Here is a 23,203-nt window from a genome sequence, read left to right on the forward strand (position 1 = left end):
TTGTTAGGGGTTATAAAAAATAAGCGCTAAGGAGATATAAATGGCTGATAAAAAGGCTACGTTGAACATAAATGGTTCAGCTGCTATCGAACTAGACGTACTAACGCCGACCCTAGGTTCTGAAGTGATTGACGTTCGTACCCTCGGCTCAAAAGGCTTCTATACTTATGATCCAGGTTTTACTTCCACTGCCTCCTGTGAGTCGAAAATCACCTATATTGATGGCAATGAAGGCATTTTGCTACACCGTGGTTTTCCCATCGATCAGCTTGCAACGGAATCGACCTATCTGGAAGTCTGTTACATTCTGCTATATGGCGAACCCCCCACTCCCGAAGAATACGAAAAATTTAAAACTACGGTGACTCGCCATACTATGATCCACGAACAGATCACCCGTCTGTTCCATGGTTTCCGCCGTGATTCCCATCCAATGGCTGTACTGTGTGGTGTCACAGGCGCACTAGCGGCCTTCTATCATGATGCTCTGGATGTCCATAATCCCCGCCACCGTGAAATCACTGCTTACCGCCTGCTGTCCAAAATGCCAACTGTTGCGGCAATGTGTTACAAGTATTCCCTTGGACAACCTTTCGTTTATCCACGCAACGATCTGTCTTATGCTGCTAACTTCCTGTACATGATGTTCTCAACACCGTGTGAGGAATATAAAGTTAATCCAGTATTAGAACGCGCTATGGATCGCATTTTCATTCTGCATGCTGATCATGAACAAAATGCGTCAACTTCAACGGTACGTACTGCGGGTTCTTCTGGTGCCAACCCATTTGCTTGTATTGCTGCGGGCATTGCATCCCTTTGGGGACCAGCACATGGTGGAGCAAATGAAGCCTGCTTGCGGATGCTGGAAGAGATCCAAACTGTCGAACACATTCCTGAATTCATCGCTCGCGCCAAAGACAAAAATGACTCTTTCCGCCTGATGGGCTTTGGTCACCGTGTTTACAAAAACTACGACCCTCGCGCGACAGTGATGCGTGAAACCTGCCATGAAGTGCTGAATGAACTTGGTCTGAATGACAGTCTGCTGGAAGTGGCAATGGAATTAGAACGCATTGCCTTGCATGACCCCTACTTCATAGAGAAAAAACTGTATCCAAACGTTGACTTCTATTCAGGCATTATCCTGAAAGCGATGGGTATTCCGTCGACCATGTTCACCGTGATTTTTGCTATTGCCCGTACGATTGGCTGGATTGCCCACTGGAATGAAATGCACGATGAAGGTTTGAGGATCGCCCGTCCGCGCCAACTTTATACTGGTCACACGCAACGCGATTTCAAGAGCCAGCTGAAAAAGTAATTGAATCAATAACACTATTCATATCCAGTCAAGTTCTGGCATATTTTGAATAGTGTATTTCTGCACCTCTTATGTTAGTTTTTATTCTGATATTAGGGGTGTAGTTTTGTTTTATCTCTTTGAACCCGCCATATATTCTCTTGGCGGCCTCCCCATGATTTTGCGAAAAAATGTCACAAATGCACTATCATTGGCAAAACCGAGTTCCAGTGCAACATAGGATAACGTTTTATTCTGCGCCAATAACTCTATTGCCTTTACCAATCGCCATTGCTGCCGCCACTGTTGATAATTCATTCCTGTCTCACGCTGAAATATCCGGGTAATGGTTTTCTCACTGGCGCCAATATAAGTAGCCAGTATGTGTAATGGTGATGGCAATTGATCAAATGACAAATGTGCTAAACGCCGATCAGAGGGTAGCGGTAATAAGGTTGGTTCCCTACGAGCCTCACGGATCTCATCAAAAAATAGTGCTAACAAATTTGTTCCTTTTCCCTGATACCAATTAGAATCCAAAGAAGATGTCGCGATACGCTCCAAAAGGGCCTGTAATAGTGGTGTGGCTTCTAATATTTCACTTTGCGTCGAAAACAGAAAATTCCAAGTAACTAGAATTTAAATAAATAGAACGATAGCCTACAGAGCCATGCATTTCTGCCCGATGTCGTATCTTGGGGGGTATCCATGCCACTCTGGTTGGAGGCAGAACAGAAATTTGGTTTGCCAATGTGATCTTGATACAGCCCCGCTGGGTAAACAACAACTGCCCCATATTATGTTGATGAAAGCCCGAATCGTATTGCCCCATTTCTGCTGCGATCCCTATCACAGGCATATCCAAGCTATCAGGATCAAAATAATCACTTTGTTGCAACCACGCCATGTTGATTCCTTCTGATTTAATGTCCGATTAAATAAACAAATAGTCTTTATTATCATAAAAAGACAGTGACCATAATGCTAACCTTTCAAGCCATTACTTATCAGCAAAAGAAAAAAATCATGCAAACTAAACCATCACTTTGGCTCGCTATTGCCTTGATGATGTTCCCGCAGATCGTAGAAACCATCTATAGTCCCGCATTAACCAATATTGCTGCTGGATTTTCCGTCAACTCAGAGCAAGCAGGCCAAACATTATCACTCTACTTTTTTGCTTTTGCCTTTGGTGTTGTCGTATGGGGACGTATGTGTGATGTCATTGGCAGACGCCCAACCATGATTGCTGGTCTATCACTCTATAGCCTCGCTTCCCTGCTGGCATTATTGACACAACAATTTTGGTTATTACTCGTTGCCCGAATGCTGTCTGCTTTCGGAGCCGCCGTTGGCTCTGTCGGCACACAAACCATTATGCGTGATACTTATCGTGAGGAAGAGTTAGCGCGAGTCCTTTCCATTATGGGAATTGCCTTAGCAATCAGTCCTGCTATTGGTATGCTCAGTGGTTCAATATTGAACTATTTTGCTGGCTATAAGGCAGTCTTTGCTGGGTTAATTATTCTGGCAGTTATCCTGATCTGTTGGTCTATTACCCGATTACCAGAAACCCGGCCAACTGACGTAACAAAAGTGGCTTTATTCAGCACAGTAATTATGATGCTTAAAGATATTTCAATTTGGCGAAATGCGTTTTTGATCGCATTTTTTAATATTTGTTTATTCAGCTATTACCAATTAGCACCATTTCGTTTCCAGCAATTTGGGTTATCACAGAAAATATTTGGTTATACTGGCTTGTTATTAACTTTCGGCGTTGCATTAGGCTCGCTATTAAACAAATATCTATTAAAACAACAATGGATATCAACCCAATTAGTTACCCTTGCCTCATTAATCAGTTTATTCAGTGGGATCGGTGTATACCTGCTCGAAAATAGCGGGCTTTTTATTTTTCCAATATTGGGAATAGTTATCGCTTATGGACTGGCGATCCCAAATATTTTAGCTACTGCATTAACTAACTATTCAGACAGGCTAGGTACAGCTGGTGCTTTACTTGGGTTGTTTTACTATTTGCTGCTGGGACTTGGTTTGGCATTGGCAGGCTGGAGTCAGGCATTAGGCAGCGTATTAATATGCTGTGGGATTGCAATGATTATTTTATCTCTCTTGCAAGATAAAAAGCCCCACTTCCCAAAATGGAAATAAAACCCAGGGGCTAGATAATAATTTACTAAAAAATCAAGCCGGATTAGGAATATCGATAAAAGTCACATCCAACCCATAATTATTCGTCAACCATTCACCGAGCGCTTTGATGCCATAGCGCTCTGTCGCATGGTGCCCTGCCGCAAAAAAATGCAGTCCCATTTCACGGGCTACATGAATAGTTTTTTCCGATACTTCTCCTGTCACAAAAGCATCAACGCCAAACTCAGCCGCCTGTTCAATAAAACCTTGGCCGCCGCCTGTGCACCATGCCAGTGTGCGGATCTCTTCCGGTGCATTATCACCACAATGCAGGACCTTTCTCTCCAGGTTTTTTCGAGACGTTCAGTCAATTCTGCCGGTGTAACAGGCTGTTCAAAAGCACCATGAGGAAGAAGAGTATCAATCTCGCCGATAACCTTTATACCCATCTGACGAGCCAATTGGATATTGTTACCCAAAGCAGGATGGGCATCTAACGGAAGATGATAGCCATACAGGTTGATATCATTGCAAAGCAGTGTTTGCAAACGGTGCCGCTTCATGCTACGGATAACCGGGGATTCATTCTTCCAAAAGTATCCATGATGAACGATGACAGCATCTGCCCCAAGACGAACGGCTTCATCCAATAGTGCCTGACAAGCTGTCACGCCGGTAATGACCCGTTGAACATGGGGGCGGCCTTCCACCTGTAATCCATTGGGGGCGTAATCTTGAAATTCACGGATCTTCAATTCCGTATTGAGCACATGCTCCAATTCAACATTGTTCATCACATTCTCCCTGCCACTTAGCATTTTCTTTAGCATAAAATACATACCTGCCATGGATTAAGTCAAAATAGATTGGTTATAAATCCAATATAAAACAAAACACCTTGCCAGCATAAACCGACAAGGTGCCAAAATACTATAGTTCAAATGTTATATTCAACATGCCCGGTTAGGCTACATCGTCATGCAATTTTAGTGATTTCGGTATCTGACGCCGTTTCCGAACTTTCCAGCCATACTGGCTTATCACTGGTTTTTAACCATACTTTATGCAGATAGCTATAAAAGCGGGCACGATCATGACGAAACAGCATAACAGGAAGCGCAATGACACCCAGTGATATAGCGCCAATACGCCGCAAGAGAATCTGATGCCAAGAGTATGCACGATAAATAGACATTGATACCCCCCTCGTGGGCTTAACCTGTAATATGCATAAAATTTTATCCGATAAAATGAAAACTTACCACTCATCCGACCACTTTTTAGTGATATAAATTACCTTTTTTCTTTGATTGCGTAATTTAATTACAAAATTATACTTAAACAGAAACAAAACAAACAAATTGAAAACAAAAAATTAACTCAACATAGTTTGCTACACTTGCCCTATGATGCTTTATCGTTGAATTCCAAAGATCATTTATACTTTTTTACGCTTACAAGAATTCTTTTAATAACTTCTTTGTATGGTATTTCTATGCTGTAACTGACTATTTCTTGAAGAAATAAGCAAGGAGATACACCACCATGAATATCTTTCTGATCCTTGGCATTTTTCTGGTGACGCTATTACTGGGCTACCTAATTTATGCGTTATTGAATGCGGAGGATTTCTAAATGGCAATATCCGCTTTTTTACTGATTGCCAGTTTCCTGCTCATACTATTTCTATTGGCTAAACCGCTTGGTATCCTGATTGCCAGACTCGTCGAAGGAGAGCTACCTCACTGGCTAACCAAAACAGAAACTATCTTATGGCGTTGTTGTGGCCTGCAAAAACCGGGCAGCAATGTTAAAGAAATGAACTGGTGGCAATATGCTCTCACCATCCTCATATTCAATATAGTCGGGCTATTACTACTGTTTACGCTGCTGATCAACCAAGGTCACCTGCCACTGAATCCACAACATTTTGTTGGCATGAGATGGGATCTGGCACTGAATACCGCGATCAGTTTTATCACTAATACCAATTGGCAAGCTTATAGCGGAGAAAATACCCTCAGTTACCTGAGCCAAATGGCCGGATTAACTGTTCAGAATTTTCTGTCTGCGGCAACGGGAATTGCCGTGGCTTTTGCCTTAATGCGGGCGTTTTCCCGTCAAGGCACTAAAACAGTGGGAAATGCGTGGATAGACATTACACGTATCACTGTATATCTCTTACTTCCGCTTGCGATCATTGTGTCCTTATTCTTTGTCAGTCAAGGCGTTATTCAAAACTTTTCTCCCTATGTCCTCATCCATTCCCTTGAAGGACAGCAACAATGGCTTCCTATGGGACCCGTTGCTTCCCAGGAGTCCATAAAACTTTTGGGAACCAATGGCGGCGGATTTTTTGGCGCCAACTCAGCCCATCCATTTGAAAACCCAACTGCACTCAGTAACTTTGTTCAGGTTCTGGCTATTTTTTTGATCCCCTGTGCCTTATGTTTCGCATTCGGTCTGGCTGTTGGCGACAACCGTCAGGGATATGCCCTGCTGTGGGCAATGAGTATTATTTTCATTATTGCCACCAGCGTTGTGATGTATGCCGAAACCGCAGGCAATGCCCATCTCATCCATCCCAATATCGGTAACCACTTTAATATGGAAGGCAAAGAAGCCCGCTTTGGTATCCTTGCCTCTTCTCTCTATAGCGTTGTGACGACAGCCGCTTCCTGTGGTGCCGTAAATGCAATGCATGACTCCTTTACCGCGCTGGGTGGCATGATACCGCTCTGGTTAATGCAGATTGGTGAAGTTATATTCGGTGGCGCAGGCTCCGGGCTTTATGGCATATTGCTGTTCGTTCTGCTTGCCGTATTTATCGCGGGCTTAATGATTGGCCGGGCACCAGAATACTTAGGCAAAAAAATCGATGTCTATGACATGAAAATGGCCGCACTCGCGATTTTAATCACACCTTCGCTGGTTTTATTAGGTACTGCTTTAGCAATTTCAATCGATGCAGGTCGCAGCGCTATTGCCAATCCCGGCGCTCATGGTTTCACCGAAGTACTTTATGCTTTCTCATCCGCAGCTAACAACAACGGAAGTGCCTTTGCCGGACTCAACGCCAACAATATTTTTTACAACCTGTTGTTGGGAATAGTCATGTTTCTTGGGCGCTTTGGCATCATTCTGCCTGTTCTGGCAATCGCGGGTTCCATGGTTAACAAAAAACGCCAGCCGATTAGCAGTGGTACCTTACCAACCCACGGTTCTCTCTTCATCGGGTTACTCATTTTGGTCATTTTACTGATTGGTGCTCTTACGTTTATTCCTGCTCTGGCTCTTGGCCCTATTGCAGAACATCTACAACTTTGGCCGTGAGGTTGAGAGAGTGAGGTAACGCATGAAAAATAAACAACAAGTATTATTTGAACCTACTTTAATTCGCCATGCCCTGATCGATTCGTTAAAAAAATGTCATCCGGCCCAACAATGGCGCAATCCGGTCATGTTCGTTGTCTATGTGGGAAGTTGTCTGACCACCGCCTTATGGATCGGCATATTAGTGGAACAATTGACAGGCAGCGCACTCTTTACCGGCACCATTGCACTCTGGTTATGGTTTACGGTCCTGTTTGCCAACTTTGCGGAAGCACTGGCCGAAGGACGTAGTAAAGCTCAAGCTTCCAGTCTGAAAGGCGTAAAAAAAACCAGTTGGGCGACCAGACTGGCCTCCCCCAACTGTGAAGCCACAAAAGAAAAAGTCACCTCCGACACCTTGCGCAAAGGCGATATTGTGCTGGTAGAAGCCGGAGAAATTATTCCTTGTGATGGTGAAGTTCTTGAAGGTGGTGCTTCTGTTGATGAAAGTGCTATTACAGGAGAATCGGCGCCCGTTATCCGCGAATCCGGCGGCGATTTTTCCTCTGTCACCGGAGGTACGCGAGTTTTATCAGATTGGTTAATCGTCGAATGCACAGTCAATCCGGGAGAAACCTTTTTAGACAGGATGATCTCAATGGTTGAAGGCGCCAGGCGACGTAAAACCCCCAATGAAATCGCCCTCACCATATTACTCACCGCGCTGACCATTATTTTTCTGCTGGTTTGTGTAAGTTTGCTGCCTTTTTCCTTGTTCAGTGTTCAGGCTAACCAATCTGGCGCCCCGATTACACTTACTGTTTTGATTGCCTTACTGGTTTGCCTGATCCCCACCACCATTGGCGGGTTACTGTCAGCTATTGGCGTTGCGGGTATGAGCCGGATGTTGGGAGCCAACGTTATTGCTACCAGCGGGCGAGCCATTGAAGCCGCTGGGGATGTCGATGTTTTGCTACTCGATAAAACGGGTACTATCACGCTAGGAAATCGTCAGGCATCCCAATTTTTACCCGCATCGGGCGTAACGGAACGGCAGTTGGCTGATGCCGCTCAACTCTCTTCTCTCGCAGATGAAACACCAGAAGGACGCAGTATCGTGATTTTAGCAAAACAACGGTTCAATATGCGTGAACGTGATCTGCGAGAATTAAACGCGACATTTGTCCCCTTCTCCGCAATGACGCGCATGAGTGGCGTCAATATTGGTAATCGCATGATCCGCAAAGGCGCTGTCGATGCTATTCGTCGCCATATTGAAGCTAATCATAGCCATTTCCCGGATGTGATTGACCAATTGGTACAGCAAGTTGCGCATAAGGGAGGAACACCTTTGGTTGTTGCTGAGAACCAGCAGGTTTTGGGCGTTGTTGCCTTAAAAGATATTGTGAAAGGCGGAATTAAAGAGCGCTTTAGTGAAATGCGCAAAATGGGGATCAAGACTGTCATGATCACGGGTGACAATCATCTCACAGCCGCTGCAATTGCCGCCGAAGCAGGCGTTGATGACTTTCTGGCAGAAGCCACTCCCGAAGCGAAACTTGCCCTTATCCGCCAATATCAATCCGAAGGGCGTCTGGTTGCCATGACGGGTGATGGTACAAACGATGCGCCAGCACTGGCACAAGCAGATGTTGCCGTTGCCATGAATTCAGGTACACAGGCGGCGAAAGAGGCAGGCAATATGGTCGATCTGGATTCCAATCCCACCAAGTTGATCGAAGTTGTCCATATTGGCAAGCAGATGCTAATGACCCGTGGGGCTTTGACCACATTCAGTGTTGCCAATGATATTGCTAAATATTTTGCCATTATCCCCGCCGCTTTTTCAGTCACATACTCACAACTTAATGTGTTGAACATCATGCATCTTCACTCTCCTGAATCTGCGGTACTGTCTGCGGTTATCTTCAATGCGATAATCATCATCTTTTTACTGCCATTGGCCCTAAAAGGCGTCAGTTACCGCCCAATGAATGCATTGTCACTCTTGCGCCGCAATCTATGGGTATATGGCTTTGGTGGCCTGCTTGTGCCTTTTGTGGGTATCAAGCTTATTGACATATTGCTCACTGCCTTAATGTTTAACTAACGATTTTTTAACTACAGCGTATTTAAAAATAGGTGCTTCAAATAAGGTGATGAAAAATGATCTGGTTACGTTCTTCCATTATTCTGCTGGTATTTCTTAGCTTAATCACGGGGATTACCTATCCATTACTGGTGACGGGAATATCAGAATTTTTATTTCCCTATCAAGCTAAAGGATCGCTAATAGAACAGAATGACAAGCTGGTTGGCTCTGAATTAATGGGTCAAAATTTTACCAAATCCATCTATTTTCATGGGCGGCCTTCCATGACAATCGAAAAACCGTACAACACTTTGTCATCTGGAGGCAGTAATCTCGCGATAACCAACCCTGTATTGAGCAGCAAAATACATCAAAACATTATCCGGGTACGCTTATTTAACCATCCCGAAAACAATCCGCTTCCTGTTGATTTAATCATGGCATCGGGGAGCGGACTCGATCCCCATATATCCCCAGAGGCGGCTGAATTCCAGGCTCAACGTGTGGCGATAGCCCGTCACATGCCACTTGAAGTCATTCATAAGCTCATTCAGCAACACATTCAATATCCCCTGCTGGAATATATGGGGCAACCCATAGTCAATGTACTGGAACTGAATCTGGCGTTAGATAACCTGGACCAGAAAGGCAGATCAGAATATGGCACAAAATGAACCGCAGCGTCCTGATCCTGATGAATTGCTGACACTGGCAAACGAAAAACCACGCGGCAAACTAAAAATATTTTTCGGGGCTTGTGCGGGTGTCGGCAAAACCTATGCCATGCTGCAAGAAGCTCAGCGGCTGCTGGCGCAAGGTTTAGATATCATTGTCGGTGTTGTTGAAACTCATGATCGGCAAGAGACCGCCGCCTTACTGAAAGGGTTGCCCCGATTACCCCCCAAATATTTCCGCCATAATGATCGCCGGATAGCAGCATTTGATATTGATGCCGCCCTTGCCCGTCATCCTGCCATTATTCTGATGGATGAACTGGCATTCAGTAACCCGAAAAGTTGTCGCCATCCGAAGCGCTGGCAAGATGTCGAAGAATTATTGGAAGCTGGCATTGATGTACTGACTACCATCAATGTACAACATTTGGAAAGTTTAAATGATGTTGTCGGCGGCATTACCGGTATTCGCGTTCGGGAAACCGTTCCTGATCATATCTTTGATCAGGCCGATGATGTTGTTCTGGTCGATTTGCCGCCAGATGATCTGCGCCAACGGCTTAATGATGGCAAGGTTTATATTTCAGGTCAGGCCGAGCGGGCCATTGAACATTTTTTTCGCAAAGGGAATCTGATTGCCCTGCGTGAATTGGCGTTGCGTCGCACGGCAGATCGCGTCGATGACCAAATGCGCGCTTTTCGTGATACTCGAGGAAAAGAACCCGTATGGCATACGCAAGAGAATTTACTGCTGTGTATTGGCTACAACACCGGCAATGAAAAACTGGTTCGAAAAGCAGCTCGCCTGGCAGCAAAACTCAACTGTACCTGGCATGCTGTTTACGTTGAAACCCCCAAACTACATCGATTGCCAGAAAGCAAACGACGTACCATTTTGCAAGCCTTAAAGCTGGCACAAGATCTGGGTGCTGAAACCGCAACACTCTCTGATTCCGATGAAGAAAAAGCCATCCTGCGCTACGCCAGAGAGCATAATTTGGGAAAAATTCTGATTGGTCGCTATTACAATTCACATACCAATTTCTTTGGCTTTAAATGGTATCGTGACTTTTCAGAGCGTCTGGGAAAACTCGGTCCTGATTTGGATTTGATTATTGTTGCATTGGAAAATAAAAAAAACAGAGACAAAGAGCCAAAAGATAACCGAACATTCAATGATAAATGGAGAGTCCCGATTCAGGGTTTTTTGATGGCTATCGTACTCTGTGCCCTTATTACCCTCTTTTCCCGAACTTTCTTGCTGACCCTTGATAAAGCCAACCTGGTCGCACTCTACCTGCTCGGTGTTGTCATAATCGCGCTGTTTTATGGCCGTTGGCCATCTGTCTTTGCTGCTTTTGTCAATGTCATCAGTTTTGATCTTTTCTTTGTCCAACCACGTTGGTCATTGGAAGTCAAAAACATACAATATCTGCTCACATTAGCTGTAATGCTGATTGTCGGAGCCGTTGTTGGCAACCTCACTTCCGGTATTCGCTATCAAGCCAGAATAGCCCGTTATCGCGAAAAACGAACACGACACCTGTATGAAATAACGCGTACACTGAGCAAAGCTCTGAACGAAGAAGACGTAGCCCGTATCAGCTATCACTTTCTATCCAACAGCTTTCAGGCAAAAACAGGTCTGCTGCTGCCAGATAGCAACCAGCATTTATATCAAGTGAAATCCACTAACGGTGGTCAGATGCAGATCGATGAAGCGATCGCCAAATGGTGTTTTGAGAAAAAACAACCTGCTGGAGCTGGTACTGATACATTACCGGGTGTCCCTTATCAATTATTGCCTATCGCTACGCCCTCACAGGTTTTTGCCGTTCTTGCTATTGAATCTCCTAACCTGCGCCAGTTACTGGTGCCGGAACAACAGCGGCTATTACAAATCTTCACGGGACTCATTGCCAATGCGCTGGAACGCTTGTACCTTACCCGCAGTGCAGAATCCGCCAGGTTAGAAACTGAACGGGAGCAACTGCGTAATTCATTACTGGCAGCCCTATCTCACGACTTACTGACTCCATTAACCGTACTATTCGGGCAGGCTGAAATACTGATGTTGGATTTATCGACAGAAAGTTCGCCCCATACTCAACAGGTTAACCAAATTCGCCAGCAAATTCTCAGCCTTTCGCGACTGGTCAATAACCTGCTTGATATGGCACGACTGCAATCAGGTGGCATTCAGCTTAATCTTGAATGGTATCCACTGGAAGAAATTGTTGGCAGAGCCTTGCACGCTCTGGAACATTCCCTTAATCGTTATACTGTAGCGCTTTCTTTACCTGACGCTTTATTGCTGCATTGTGATGCCGTCTTACTGGAACGTGTTTTTATCAATTTGCTGGAAAATGCCATTAAATACACTAACGGACAAACCCCCTTAGGCATAAAAGCCACACTCGAGGAAAAAAATATTCAAAAACAGGTGCATATTGAAATCTGGAATGCAGACTCTGGCATTCCATCAGGGCAAGAAAAACTTATTTTTAATAAATTCTCACGCGCCAGCAAAGAAACAGCCATATCCGGTGTCGGGTTAGGTTTGGCAATCTGCCGATCCATTATTGAAATCCACGGTGGAAAGATATGGGCGGCTAACAATAAAAAAGGGGGGACCAGTTTTCATTTTCTTCTACCGTTAGAAGATCCGGCAAAATTGAAAATGCCCCCAGAGAAATATGAGTATGGTTAACGTAAATACAGCCAGTGCCTGTACGTAAAACCGTGGCTTGCTCACATCAAAAATAACCCCATTTTTTGCCGGATTTTACTCTTTCCTGCGCACAGGCAAACCTGTTCCACGAATTCCTGCTTGCGGCAGGACTAATACGGCGGCTGACCACGCAGGCATGGTTACCTCACCATTTTCTGTTATTTGTATTCCCGCTGCTAAAGATATTTCACCTAATTCACGTTGAATAGCGTTTAATTTCAATTCCTTGATATTAAGATCTTTGACAGTCACAGGCCAAGGAGCAGCATTAATAACGATGACCAAACCATCAAATCTCCGGTCATAATCACGCACGGTCGTATTACCATCATCAATCGTCATGACCAATAAACCCATTTGCTGATGGGGACCAACATTGGCAAAATCGACCCGCTGCCTGACAGCATCACCATCACCAAGTGTCATCAATGGTGAAAATTGACGTAACTGTAATAGCTCCTGATAAAATGCCATCATCTGTAATAATTCAGTTTGGCTCGGTTTTTCTACTTGATTTTTTACCCGATTAATCAATGGATAATTTTGGCCGTCGTTATCACGTTCAGGTAGCCCCACATCATAGTTATTGTCTTTATAGTTATAACTAACTCGATTAAACCAGTCGCCAGCGTCATAAGAATCACGGGTAAATGATTTTGAACGCAATAACTCTGAACCTTGTTGATCGAAAGCCAGGCCTTGCCCAAGGAATACCGTTGCCAGGGAGATCGCCTGCATACGGACCCTTGTCATCAAATCCGCCTCTTGGGCTGCTTTATAGCTAATAATGTCCCACAATGTTTGATTATCGTGCTTGGATACATAATTAAGTACTTCAATAGGATCTGACGCATAGCCCGCAGCACTGCCTTTATAATCAATTTCCTTGCCTGTTTTCACATTCCCATCTTTATCGATCATGACGAAATCAGCCAAATTGCCAGCCATGCCAAGACGTACCAGATCCCATAAATGACGAGTCTTATCCGCATCTAAACCAGAAATTTCGTTCGGCAATATTCCGGCACCATTACCGACTCCCTGATGACTACGAATACTGTCAGCAACATCAAAAGGCCCACCTCCACGTACCGCATCTCGCAGCCTGTCAGAGAAAGTCCCGATGCCAGTTCCTTTAAGATTGGCTTGCGATGCGATTTCAAATCGATCATCTTGCCCAGAATCCCATCCCTCTCCGAGAAAATAGATCGATGGGTTAATAGCCCGTACTTTTTCCAGTGCCGATATCATTTGCGCTTTGGGATGATAACCCATTAAATCGAATCGAAATGCATCTATCTTATAATCTTTAACCCAGGTCACCAGTGAGTCTTCAATCAGTTTGGCAAACATACGACGTTCAGGTGCCGTGTCAGCACAACAAGTATTACTTTCAATCTTGCCTGCTATTTCATCCAAACGGTGGTAATACCAAGGCACAATCTTATCCAACACCGATGTTCGGGATACAGGGCCTGCCGAATCGGTATGGTTATAGACAACATCCATGATCACATTCATCCCTAATTGCTGTTTGATAGCCTGTATCATGGAGCGAAACTCTTTTATACGACCGGAACCTTCTGGATCAGTCGCATAAGAGCCTTCCGGTACTGAATAGTGAAACGGATCATAGCCCCAGTTATAGGAATCCGTCTTTGCCACCATCATAGTTAACTCCTGCACTTGCGGATTATTGATGTTGTCACCACGCTGCAATTGCTGAAAAACTTCCCGCACAGTCAATGAGCTATCGCAATAACCCGCAAAACGACTCTTTTTCACCATTGGATTGATTTGGCACAGACGACTAAAAGGGTGATCAAGATCAACCACCTGATCGCTAAATTCATTAATGGAAGCGATATCGAACACAGGCAATAACTCCATATGAGTCATCCCCGCCCGACTTAGCGCCTTAAGGTGCCTGAACATCTCACTGTTCTTGTCAGTCAGTGCCAGATACTTACCACGCCAGGCTACTGGTATCGTGCTGTCGGCAACGGAAAGATCGCGGATATGCGCTTCATAGAGGGTCATGCGGGCAATATCTGCGGGGGTATTCTGCGGATGTGGTGCCAGCAGGCTATCCCAATTTTGTGGTTTCAGTGATGCATCATCCAAATTGACGACCTGGCTATATTCTGAGTTAGTAGACAGGCTATAAGAATAGGGATCGGTCACTTCATAACGTTCAATATTGCGGGAATCAGGATGGTAAACCTTTAAAGCATAGCGATAGTAAGCGCCAATCAATTCCTTGTTACCTTGCCATGACCAGGAGCCACTCGCAACATTACGCTCCATTGAATGATTGGCGACAATTTGTTTATCTTGATTATAAATGACCAGACTGACCTCTTGGGCAGTCGGTGCCCACAAACGGAAAATCACGCCTTTTTCGTTTATCCGTGCCCCATATTCCAGTTTATCCGCAGCATCGGCGAAACGCTCATCCAACGCCCCCGCCGTTTGTACTTGAGTTGCCGATATTAGCAAACCTTGCCCATTAGCAGCCAAAGCCACCAAATCGCCAGCCAGTAGAAGATCAATATCTGTTCCCTCTGGCAGACGAAATGCTGCCCATTTTGCCAGATGAGGAAACTTCCTTGCCATCTCTTGACTTAAGTTCGTCGGCGTTAAAGTCAGATACTTATCGGTAAAATAACCCTGGTCATTAGCTTCTACTTTATGACTGTGATTGTAATACAGGCGAACAATAGGTTGGCCTGCCCCACCTGGCCATAATAATGTTTGTCGATCAATCCAATGTGCCGAGGCTTGAGAAATTTCTGGTTCAGAATGACAACGATAGATTTGTTCACTGTCGGATATTTTCTTCAAACTATGTGCCATCATTTCCTCCTGGGTTTTGAACGAATGATTTTTATTTTGTATACAGCTATCTTGTACGCAACTTGTCAGTGATAAAATGAATAGGCTGCTAAATACAATAAGATAAACCTTTCTCCAAAAGACAGATTTCATAGCCAAACCTTTTTAATAAAAAGATCACATCAACTCTATTTTTAATAAAAATGAAAATAATGATTAAACATTGTATTAGATAAGTTCACCTCATCCTTTATTAATAAATATCAGGAGTAGGTTAAAGGATGAGCTATCTTCTGTGATATTAATTAATTGTGCTTTCAAATAATTAAAAAGTGGCGGCAATTTGAAAAATAAAGCGCATAAATATTTTTAACATTTTAATGGAATTGTACATATTCGGATCAACAAAATTAGCCTATGATGCATTGCTCTGATACAACACGTTAATATCAAACACAGGGTTAATTGAATATGAGTACATGGCTGATTTATGCCTTACTCTCCGCGCTAATGGCAGCGCTAGTCGCTATCTTTGGCAAAGTTGGGTTGCAAAATCTGGATGCCAATACCGCAACCGCCATTCGCGCTGTTATCATGGCACTGTTTCTGGTTGGTGTTGTCGTTGTGCAGGGAAAATTACATCTTATCTGTGAAATTTTCGCCAATCGTAGGGCACTGCTGTTTATCCTGTTAAGCCGCAGCAACCGCTACGGCTTGTATTTTTGCCAGCCAGAGCCAGCCAGAAATAGAAACCAGTTAACCCGCAGCAAATACCTGATTAACGATTTCCTGTGCCTCTTGTTCAATTTTTTCACGATGCTCCGCACCAAGGAAGCTTTCGCAATAGATTTTATAGGCCTCTTCCGTACCAGAAGGACGGGCGGCAAACCAACCATTGTCACTCATCACTTTCAGGCCACCAATGGAAGCGCCATTGCCCGATGCGGTTGTCAGGCGAGCGGTAATCGGATCACCTGCCAATCTGTCGGCCTTAACCATTTCCGGTGACAATTTGGACAGCAATGCTTTTTGCTGATGAGTCGCCGGTGCCTGAATACGGCTATAGCTTGGCGTACCAAATTTGGCCGCCAGTTTATCGTAACGCTGCTGTGGATTTTCACCGGTCATTGCAGTCATTTCAGCAGCCAACAAGCAAAGAATGATGCCATCTTTATCGGTTGACCACGGAGTACCATCAAAGCGCAAGAAAGATGCTCCGGCACTCTCTTCTCCACCAAAACCCAACTCGCCTTTATATAATCCATCCACAAACCATTTAAAACCGACGGGGACTTCCACTAATTCACGCCCTAAATCGGCTACAACACGGTCAATCATGGCGCTGGAAACCAGTGTCTTACCTACGGTGATATTTTCCGGCCATTGTGGACGGTGACGGAATAGGTAATCGACAGCCGTGGCTAAATAATGGTTAGGATTCATCAAACCAGATGGTGTAATAATCCCATGACGGTCATAATCAGGATCATTGGCAAAGGCCAAATCAAATTTACCACGCAGCTCCAGTAACCCCGCCATTGCCCAACGGGATGAACAATCCATACGGATCACGCCGTCATGATCCAGTGTCATAAAACGGAATGTCTGATCGACCTTATCATTAACCAGAGTCAGATCGAGATTGTAATATTCCCCAATCCGCTGCCAGTAGGCAATTCCAGAGCCACCCAGTGGATCAATACCAATCTTTAAACCTGCCTGCTGGATCACCGCCATATCCACAACGTCACCTAGCGCAGTGATATAAGGATCGATCAAATCTTGAGGATGCAGATAGCCACTTTTTAATGCCTGTTCATAAGAAAGACGCTTGATCCCACTAAGAGCAGTTTCCAGTAATTGATTGGCACGCCGTTCAATGATGGCCGTCAGATCGGTATCGGCTGGCCCGCCGTTAGATGGATTATATTTAATACCCCCGTCTTCTGGCGGGTTATGGGATGGCGTGATCACGATACCATCAGCCAAATTTTTTCCCTGACGGTTATGGCATAAGATGGCATGGGAAATGGCAGGTGTCGGCGTAAACCCATTATTTTCCTGCACAATCACATCCACACCATTCGCCGTTAACACCTCCAATACGGAGATAAATGCAGCTTCTGAAAGCGCATGGGTATCTTTACCCACATAACATGGCCCTGTAATTCCATGTTGCGAACGCACTTCCGCAATGGCCTGCGAAATAGCCAAAATATGCGCTTCGTTAAAACTATTGCGTCCAGCGCTGCCACGATGGCCGGAAGTACCGAACTTGACATTGTGTGCCGGATTTTCAGGATGTGGTTGTAAGGTGTAATACTGTGAAGTGAGCTGAGCAACATTGATTAAATCATGTTGCCGGGCGAGCTGCCCTGCTCTCGGATGAATGGCCACTTTATTATTTCTCCTGGGAGACCGCACAGGCTTATTGCCAGTACGGTACTAATAAGTTAAGCGATTGTATTAACAGTAAAGAAATTAACCGAGTTAAATAGTGCCACACACTTTCTCAATCAAATTTGCCGGAAACTTCATATCCTGCATAATATGTTCAATCATGCTGCGTTTACGGTCAGTATTGGTATTAGTGATCACCCAGAAAGGCGTACCAGAGATATGCCGAGGCTTAGTTTGCTTGCCACTGGCCAATAAAGTGTGCTCATCACCGGCGAAATAAGTACGGGTACGGCCATGCATCGCTTCCGTTGCTTTGGAAAAGCTTTCGCTGTTCAGGCTATGCAATGCAGACAGGATCAGCATAAAGCGTTCAACCGATTTTTTCTTTTCAGCGTACTCATCAGAAAGCAATAATTCACGAATAACGCGAACAGCATCACGGGAACGGGCAACTGGGGTTTTAACAACAGGTGCAGGATCGTTGGCAGGCTCTGTAATTTGTACTGGCTGCCCGGCGTCTAACTTCAATATGCGCCGTAAAATATCAGATGCACTTTCACCGATATGCAAAGTTTGGCTTGCAATAAAGCGGTAAAGTTCTTCATCAACTTCTATCGTTTTCATTTCTATCCAGTACTGTTCTTAATGAAAAAATTATCTTGAGATTATAAGATATAATGCCACAAAACAAAACAATTAAACTTTCAATAACTTAAAGTGATTCTTTTTAAAATTGACAATCTTTAGGAAAGCGACTTTCCTTTAAAATAAATCAATTAGTTACAACTAGTTCATCCTATTGAGTTTGTCACAGCTTACGTATCATGATATTAAGCATCTCAATATTAAACATTGGATAAATGGTATTAAATTCAGGCAAATCATGAAGTCAAATTGTCAATTAAATTATCATCTTCACACTGTAGAAAATCTGCAATCTTCAACTCCCATTGTCTTGATTCATGGGCTTTTTGGCGATTTAAACAATTTGGGAGTATTGGGGCGTGATCTACAGCAACATTATCCGGTGATCCAAATTGATGTACGTAACCACGGTATTTCTCCCCGTATGGAAAATATGGATTATCGCGATATGGCGCAGGACGTCCTGGCACTGCTTGATGAACTAACCGTGTCCAAAGCCATTATTATCGGGCATTCTATGGGGGGCAAAATCGCCATGACCATGACGGCCATTGCGCCGGAACGGATTGAAAAGATCGTGGTGATTGATATGGCTCCCGTCGCTTACCCGGTTCGCCGCCATGACCGCATTTTCGCAGCATTGAACAAAGTCACGGCGGCCGGTGTACAAACCCGACAGACAGCGGCAGATATTATGCGTCAGGATATTCGGGAAGAGGGCGTTATTCCGTTTTTATTGAAATCATTCCGTCAAGGGGAATGGCAATTCAACCTGCCTGTTTTGCAAAAAGAGTATGAAAAGATTATCGGTTGGGAGACTATTCCGGCATGGCACGAACCCGTCCTGTTTATCCGTGGTGGAAATTCAGATTACATTACAGAAGAATATCGAGAAGATATTATCAGCCAATTTCCACAAGCAACAGCATGGGTTGTCGCAGGTTGCGGGCATTGGGTGCATGCAGAAAAACCAGAAGCTGTACTCCGGGCTATTCATCGTTTTTTAGGCACAAAATAATTATGAATATCAACCCATTTGGGTATGGGTTGATAAAAAAAAGAATCAATATAAAAATAATTATATCTAATTTATCATTGGCACTTTAATATACAACGAAGAAAAACAATCAGCCATTATTACACCAATATTAAATAATATATCCTACAGATAAATAAAACATCTTAATTTCAATTTAATTAAGGACAAAATTATGAAAGCTAACATCTTATATAATCCTATTGCACATCTTTACGAGAGCTTTTCGGATTCCAGTGCTCAAATAAAAATAGTTATTCGGACTATTCTTAATTTGGCAGGAGATATAAAAGAGAAATCAGTGTTAGATTTAGCATGTGGATATGGCTTATTTAGTCGGGAATTCAAAAATCGTGGCGCTTCAAAAGTTATTGGTGTTGATATATCAGATAAGATGATAGAAATTGCTAAAAACAAATCGCAACAATATGGCGACGACATAGAATTTCATATCAGGGATGTCAGCAAAATGGAGTCATTGGGTAAATTTGATCTGATAGTTTCAGCCTGGTTATTCTGCCATGCGGAATCACTTGAACAACTAGAAAGTATGTTTCGTGTCGTTGCGGAGCATCTTAAACCTTCCGGTAAATTTATCGCTTATACATTTGATCCTGATTATCGTTTAGAAAAAGGGAACTATGAAAATTATGGCATAAAGATTCTGAGTGAAGAGCCAGTGAAAGATACGACTCTTGTGAAAGCTGAATTTCTGACTACTCCACCCAGCCCTTTTACTATGCATCGCTGGAGCCGTGAACAATATGAGGATGCCATCACTAAGGCGGGATTAAAATTTGAATGGCATAAGCCCATGTTATTGGAAAGTGATATTGAGAGTTATCCACCCGGTTTTTGGGATGATTACCAAAGAAATTGTCTTGATGCCGCTTTTGTTTGCCAATTATAATAAAATAATCCCCCATGATTATTTTAGGGGGATTACTTTATGAAATAGTTTTTAGCTACCAAACTAACAAAAACTTTCATAACAAAAAATATAATTTACTGATATTATTTATGATGGCGTTTTTATTATACCCTAATGTATTTTTATATTGTGTTATTTAATGGCTATGTCCCCTAAAAATTCTTACTATAAAATCACGTAATCTCACAGCATAACCTTCTCGTAAAAACAATCTTATTCATTATCCTTATTAATAAAAATCATTATAACAATATACTTTCGTATAAGATTTTTTATGATTGAAAAATGAACAATTTTCTGGTTAATAATATATTTGAAATAATAAGGTAACTTATATTTCTTTGATTTTTATTTTAATTTAAATAATTACATAATAAATGAGATCTATATGAACATTTTAAATAATAACACAGCAATTTCTAACTACACATCAGCAGCGTTACATTTACTTAATCAAACAATGGGGTATTCTTATCAAGCGGCGCTTCGTGCTGCCGCGGTTCTTGGTGTAGCCGATCATTTGAGCAACGAGCCAAAAACAGTGCATGAACTTGCCAAAACGGTCGGAGCCCAAGAGCAGCAACTACACCGAGTTCTGCGGTTGCTTGCCACACGGAATATCTTTCATGAAACCGAAGAAAATCGGTTTTCACTAACACCAGCCGCAGAGTTCCTGCGCAAAGACACACACCACTCCCTCCGAGCCGCAGTATTGATGCTGACTGACAGGACATTTTGGCAACCTCTTGGTGAGATTGTAGAAAGTGTCCGCGGCAATCCCGCCTTTAAACACCTCTACGGACTTCCTTTCTTTGATTATTGGGCGCAGACGGACACACCGGCTGATGATTTTCACGCCGGTATGTCCTCAATGTCTAAAGTGGAAAATTTGTTCCTGGTGAACAGTTATGACTTCCCGAAAAATGCGACAGTTGTCGATATAGCTGGCGGATTTGGTGGCCTGTTATTAAGCGTATTACAGGCCAATACAACTCTGCGAGGGATCCTTTTCGACCAACCCCACGTACTGACCAGACATCAACTTGACGCGCTAGGTGACGATACGCGTTGGGCGATTGCTTCTGGCGACTTTTTCGAGTCATGTCCTCAGGGCGATATATATCTGCTCAAGTACATTATGCACGACTGGCCTGATGAACAATGTATACACATCCTACGTAACTGCCGACAAGCGATGTCTCCTGACGGTCGAGTGCTGATAATGGACCCCGTAATCCCTAATGGCAACGTTTCGCACGCAGGTAAGGAAATGGATCTCCTCTGCATGGGGATCTACGAAGGGGGACGCGAACGCACAGAAGATGAGCTACGACAATTGCTGGCTAACGCAGATTTGAAACTCAATCGCGTCATTGATACAGGCTGTTATATTTCGATTGTCGAAGCCATTGCAAAATGAATGCCTTCACTTAAGTCAGCCGGATAAAACGTCCTTAATTTCAATATATTTAAAATATAGGAAATAATGATGTCTTTTCAAAAAAGAAGTCTTGCGATTGTCGGAGGCGGGGCTGCGGGCGTGGCAACATTCATCGCAGCAGTGCAACATCGTGTGGCACAAGCCATTTATATTATTGAACCTGGGCCTGTTGGCCCCGGTATGGCCTTTTTCAATTTGGATGACGATATACTCTGCAATACCTCGGTTGATACCATGTCCGTCGTGGCAGGTAACCCTCTGGATTTTCTGGATTATCTGCATAAACGTGGGCATATCGTTACACCGGAATCTTTTGTGCCGCGCCAATGGGTCGGAAACTATCTGAATGAAAGGTTCCTGGAATTTAACTCTATCGCTCAGAAGGCAGGTATTGGTGTTTTCCATATACCTCATTTATTCAGGAGATTGAAGATAAATTCACACCGTTGTTATACGCTTTGGCACGGTGACTTCTGACTCCCCAAGCGCTGGAAGTGACCGATGTCATTTTCTGCACCGGCTTCGGTTCTTCTCGTATTCCTGAGGTATTGAAACCCCACTTGACTCACCCAACTTTTATTCACTGCCCCTACCCAGAGCAGGATATGTTAGCCAGAATCCCCTCGCAATCGCAGGTATTGGTTATCGGCAGTAAACTTTCAGCAATCGATGCTGCTATTCTTCTCTGCCGTGAAGGCCATCGCGTCACCATGACGTCGCCATCAGGAGATATTCCCGCTGTTCGTTCGCGGTTTATGCGAAGCCCCGGCACCTTCTTTGAGCATGAAAACATAATGTCAATAATGTCCCGTAAGGGGAATCAATCGAACCATTTTTTTCCTGACTCATTGAAACATGCCTACCTAAAATATTTCTACCGCGCACTCGACAAATACACAAAAATACCCTGGCGAGAGCAATTTTCTAATGCCAATAGTTATCGGGAACGTCTGCGTGAAGAAATCGCTATTGCCGAGCAAGGAAAGAGTCAATGGCAAGATATGATAGTCAATTTCATGGATGTCATTAATGAAGTGCATTTAAATGATAAAACCTATTTCGACGGTTCATTTCATCCCAACGTCGAAAAAATGCTTCATCGATATATCACTGCCATTGCTTTACCCAATGCACGAAAACTTCTGCACTATATGGATAGTGGTTCTCTGAACATTCAGCAAGGAGAAATTCTAAATGTTGTTATAGAGGAAGGAGAGGTAAATACCTGGTTAGTCAACTTAGAGCAGGATTATCAATCGTTTGATGCTATTGTCGCTGCTGTTGGTTATCACCAACCTGACTTTGTCATTGACGAGGATGGGAAACTTGAGATTGACACTCACGGTCAGCGTTCAGAACGCGCCATATCGATCTCGCCAGAAATGGTCGCCATCCACCCTGACCTTAAGGAAAAGGAAAGTATTTGGTTTGTCGGAACGCCTGCGCATAAGCGGTTATGGGTGCCCAATGCCCTCGTCGTGGTAGCGAATATTGCGACCAGGGTGATCAGAATATGTTACAAATGGATGTTCAAGTCCCATCTGCTGTTGACAACCACGAAAAAGAGCTAGAAATCAGCACATAATTTTAACCCGTTCGTCTAACATGGATTTTCCTTAAGGTTTTGAGGAAGATCCATGTTAAGC

The 23,203-nt window shown here is 43.7% G+C and carries 16 protein-coding genes and 3 pseudogenes; 13 read left to right on the forward strand and 6 right to left on the reverse strand.

Going from position 1 to position 23,203, the window contains the following annotated elements:
* The first annotated feature begins 40 nt into the window (after positions 1-40).
* The gene (locus ACSJJG_RS12720) at positions 41-1,324 is read left to right on the forward strand and encodes a citrate synthase (protein WP_481089603.1); all 1,284 of its coding nucleotides are present in this window, start codon (positions 41-43) and stop codon (positions 1,322-1,324) included.
* Between the two features lie 111 nt (positions 1,325-1,435).
* Here the strand turns inward: ACSJJG_RS12720 and ACSJJG_RS12725 are convergent.
* Positions 1,436-2,210 (reverse strand): annotated as a pseudogene (locus tag ACSJJG_RS12725) (AraC family transcriptional regulator).
* A gap of 119 nt (positions 2,211-2,329) precedes the next feature.
* Here ACSJJG_RS12725 and ACSJJG_RS12730 point away from each other — a divergent pair.
* Positions 2,330-3,478 carry an MFS transporter gene (locus ACSJJG_RS12730; RefSeq protein ID WP_481090438.1) on the forward strand — a complete coding sequence of 383 codons (1,149 nt, stop codon included), beginning with the start codon at positions 2,330-2,332 and terminating at the stop codon, positions 3,476-3,478.
* Positions 3,479-3,511: 33 nt separating this feature from the next.
* On the opposite strand, the pseudogene ACSJJG_RS12735 reads toward ACSJJG_RS12730, so the two are convergent.
* Positions 3,512-4,254, reverse strand: a pseudogene (locus ACSJJG_RS12735) (type 2 GTP cyclohydrolase I).
* Between the two features lie 182 nt (positions 4,255-4,436).
* Complete coding sequence (locus ACSJJG_RS12740) at positions 4,437-4,655, reverse strand: YbfA family protein (RefSeq protein ID WP_481089604.1); 219 nt, start codon at positions 4,653-4,655, stop codon at positions 4,437-4,439.
* A 350-nt stretch (positions 4,656-5,005) separates the two neighbouring features.
* Between ACSJJG_RS12740 and kdpF the strand changes: the two genes are divergently transcribed.
* The 5 genes from kdpF to kdpD are packed head-to-tail and all read left to right on the forward strand — an operon-like array spanning position 5,006 to position 12,248.
* The gene (gene kdpF / locus ACSJJG_RS12745) at positions 5,006-5,095 is read left to right on the forward strand and encodes a K(+)-transporting ATPase subunit F (RefSeq protein ID WP_065814091.1); all 90 of its coding nucleotides are present in this window, start codon (positions 5,006-5,008) and stop codon (positions 5,093-5,095) included.
* A complete protein-coding gene (gene kdpA / locus ACSJJG_RS12750; protein WP_481089605.1) occupies positions 5,096-6,793 on the forward strand; it encodes a potassium-transporting ATPase subunit KdpA in 1,698 nt (565 codons plus the stop codon).
* A gap of 22 nt (positions 6,794-6,815) precedes the next feature.
* Entirely contained in the window at positions 6,816-8,882 is a 2,067-nt protein-coding gene (kdpB, locus tag ACSJJG_RS12755) for a potassium-transporting ATPase subunit KdpB (RefSeq protein ID WP_481089606.1), read from the forward strand.
* Positions 8,883-8,938: 56 nt separating this feature from the next.
* Positions 8,939-9,538 (forward strand): potassium-transporting ATPase subunit KdpC, encoded by a 600-nt coding sequence (gene kdpC, locus ACSJJG_RS12760; RefSeq protein ID WP_481089607.1) that lies wholly within the window; start codon positions 8,939-8,941, stop codon positions 9,536-9,538.
* Entirely contained in the window at positions 9,525-12,248 is a 2,724-nt protein-coding gene (kdpD, locus tag ACSJJG_RS12765) for a two-component system sensor histidine kinase KdpD (RefSeq protein ID WP_481089608.1), read from the forward strand. The genes kdpC and kdpD overlap by 14 nt, the downstream gene beginning before the upstream one ends.
* 75 nt (positions 12,249-12,323) lie before the next feature.
* On the opposite strand, the gene pulA is transcribed toward kdpD, so the two are convergent.
* Positions 12,324-15,128: a pullulanase-type alpha-1,6-glucosidase gene (gene pulA, locus ACSJJG_RS12770; RefSeq protein ID WP_481089609.1), complete on the reverse strand. Its 2,805-nt coding sequence runs from the start codon at positions 15,126-15,128 to the stop codon at positions 12,324-12,326.
* Between the two features lie 447 nt (positions 15,129-15,575).
* Between pulA and ACSJJG_RS12775 the strand changes: the two are divergent.
* A pseudogene (locus ACSJJG_RS12775) lies at positions 15,576-15,800 on the forward strand (EamA family transporter); the annotation flags it as partial.
* Positions 15,801-15,860: 60 nt separating this feature from the next.
* Here ACSJJG_RS12775 and pgm read toward each other — a convergent pair.
* On the reverse strand, positions 15,861-17,501 hold the full coding sequence (pgm, locus tag ACSJJG_RS12780) for a phosphoglucomutase (alpha-D-glucose-1,6-bisphosphate-dependent) (protein WP_481089610.1): 1,641 nt from the start codon (positions 17,499-17,501) through the stop codon (positions 15,861-15,863).
* A gap of 93 nt (positions 17,502-17,594) precedes the next feature.
* Positions 17,595-18,128, reverse strand: a complete 534-nt coding sequence (seqA, locus tag ACSJJG_RS12785; RefSeq protein WP_481089611.1) for a replication initiation negative regulator SeqA — start codon at positions 18,126-18,128, stop codon at positions 17,595-17,597.
* A gap of 259 nt (positions 18,129-18,387) precedes the next feature.
* Here seqA and ybfF point away from each other — a divergent pair, with 259 nt between their 5' ends.
* The 5 genes from ybfF to ACSJJG_RS12810 all read left to right on the forward strand — a co-directional run bounded on the left by ybfF (position 18,388) and on the right by ACSJJG_RS12810 (position 23,128).
* Positions 18,388-19,167, forward strand: coding sequence for an esterase (gene ybfF, locus ACSJJG_RS12790; RefSeq protein ID WP_481089612.1), 780 nt, complete (start codon positions 18,388-18,390; stop codon positions 19,165-19,167).
* Between the two features lie 193 nt (positions 19,168-19,360).
* Positions 19,361-20,095 carry a class I SAM-dependent DNA methyltransferase gene (locus ACSJJG_RS12795; protein WP_481089613.1) on the forward strand — a complete coding sequence of 245 codons (735 nt, stop codon included), beginning with the start codon at positions 19,361-19,363 and terminating at the stop codon, positions 20,093-20,095.
* 415 nt (positions 20,096-20,510) lie between these two features.
* Positions 20,511-21,536 carry a methyltransferase gene (locus tag ACSJJG_RS12800; RefSeq protein WP_481090439.1) on the forward strand — a complete coding sequence of 342 codons (1,026 nt, stop codon included), beginning with the start codon at positions 20,511-20,513 and terminating at the stop codon, positions 21,534-21,536.
* Positions 21,537-21,602: 66 nt separating this feature from the next.
* Positions 21,603-22,034: an FAD/NAD(P)-binding protein gene (locus tag ACSJJG_RS12805; protein ID WP_481089614.1), complete on the forward strand. Its 432-nt coding sequence runs from the start codon at positions 21,603-21,605 to the stop codon at positions 22,032-22,034.
* 17 nt (positions 22,035-22,051) lie between these two features.
* Positions 22,052-23,128 (forward strand): FAD/NAD(P)-binding protein, encoded by a 1,077-nt coding sequence (locus tag ACSJJG_RS12810; protein ID WP_481089615.1) that lies wholly within the window; start codon positions 22,052-22,054, stop codon positions 23,126-23,128.
* Positions 23,129-23,203 lie beyond the last annotated feature (75 nt).

It is taken from the genome of Xenorhabdus sp. SGI 60 (assembly GCF_056632175.1).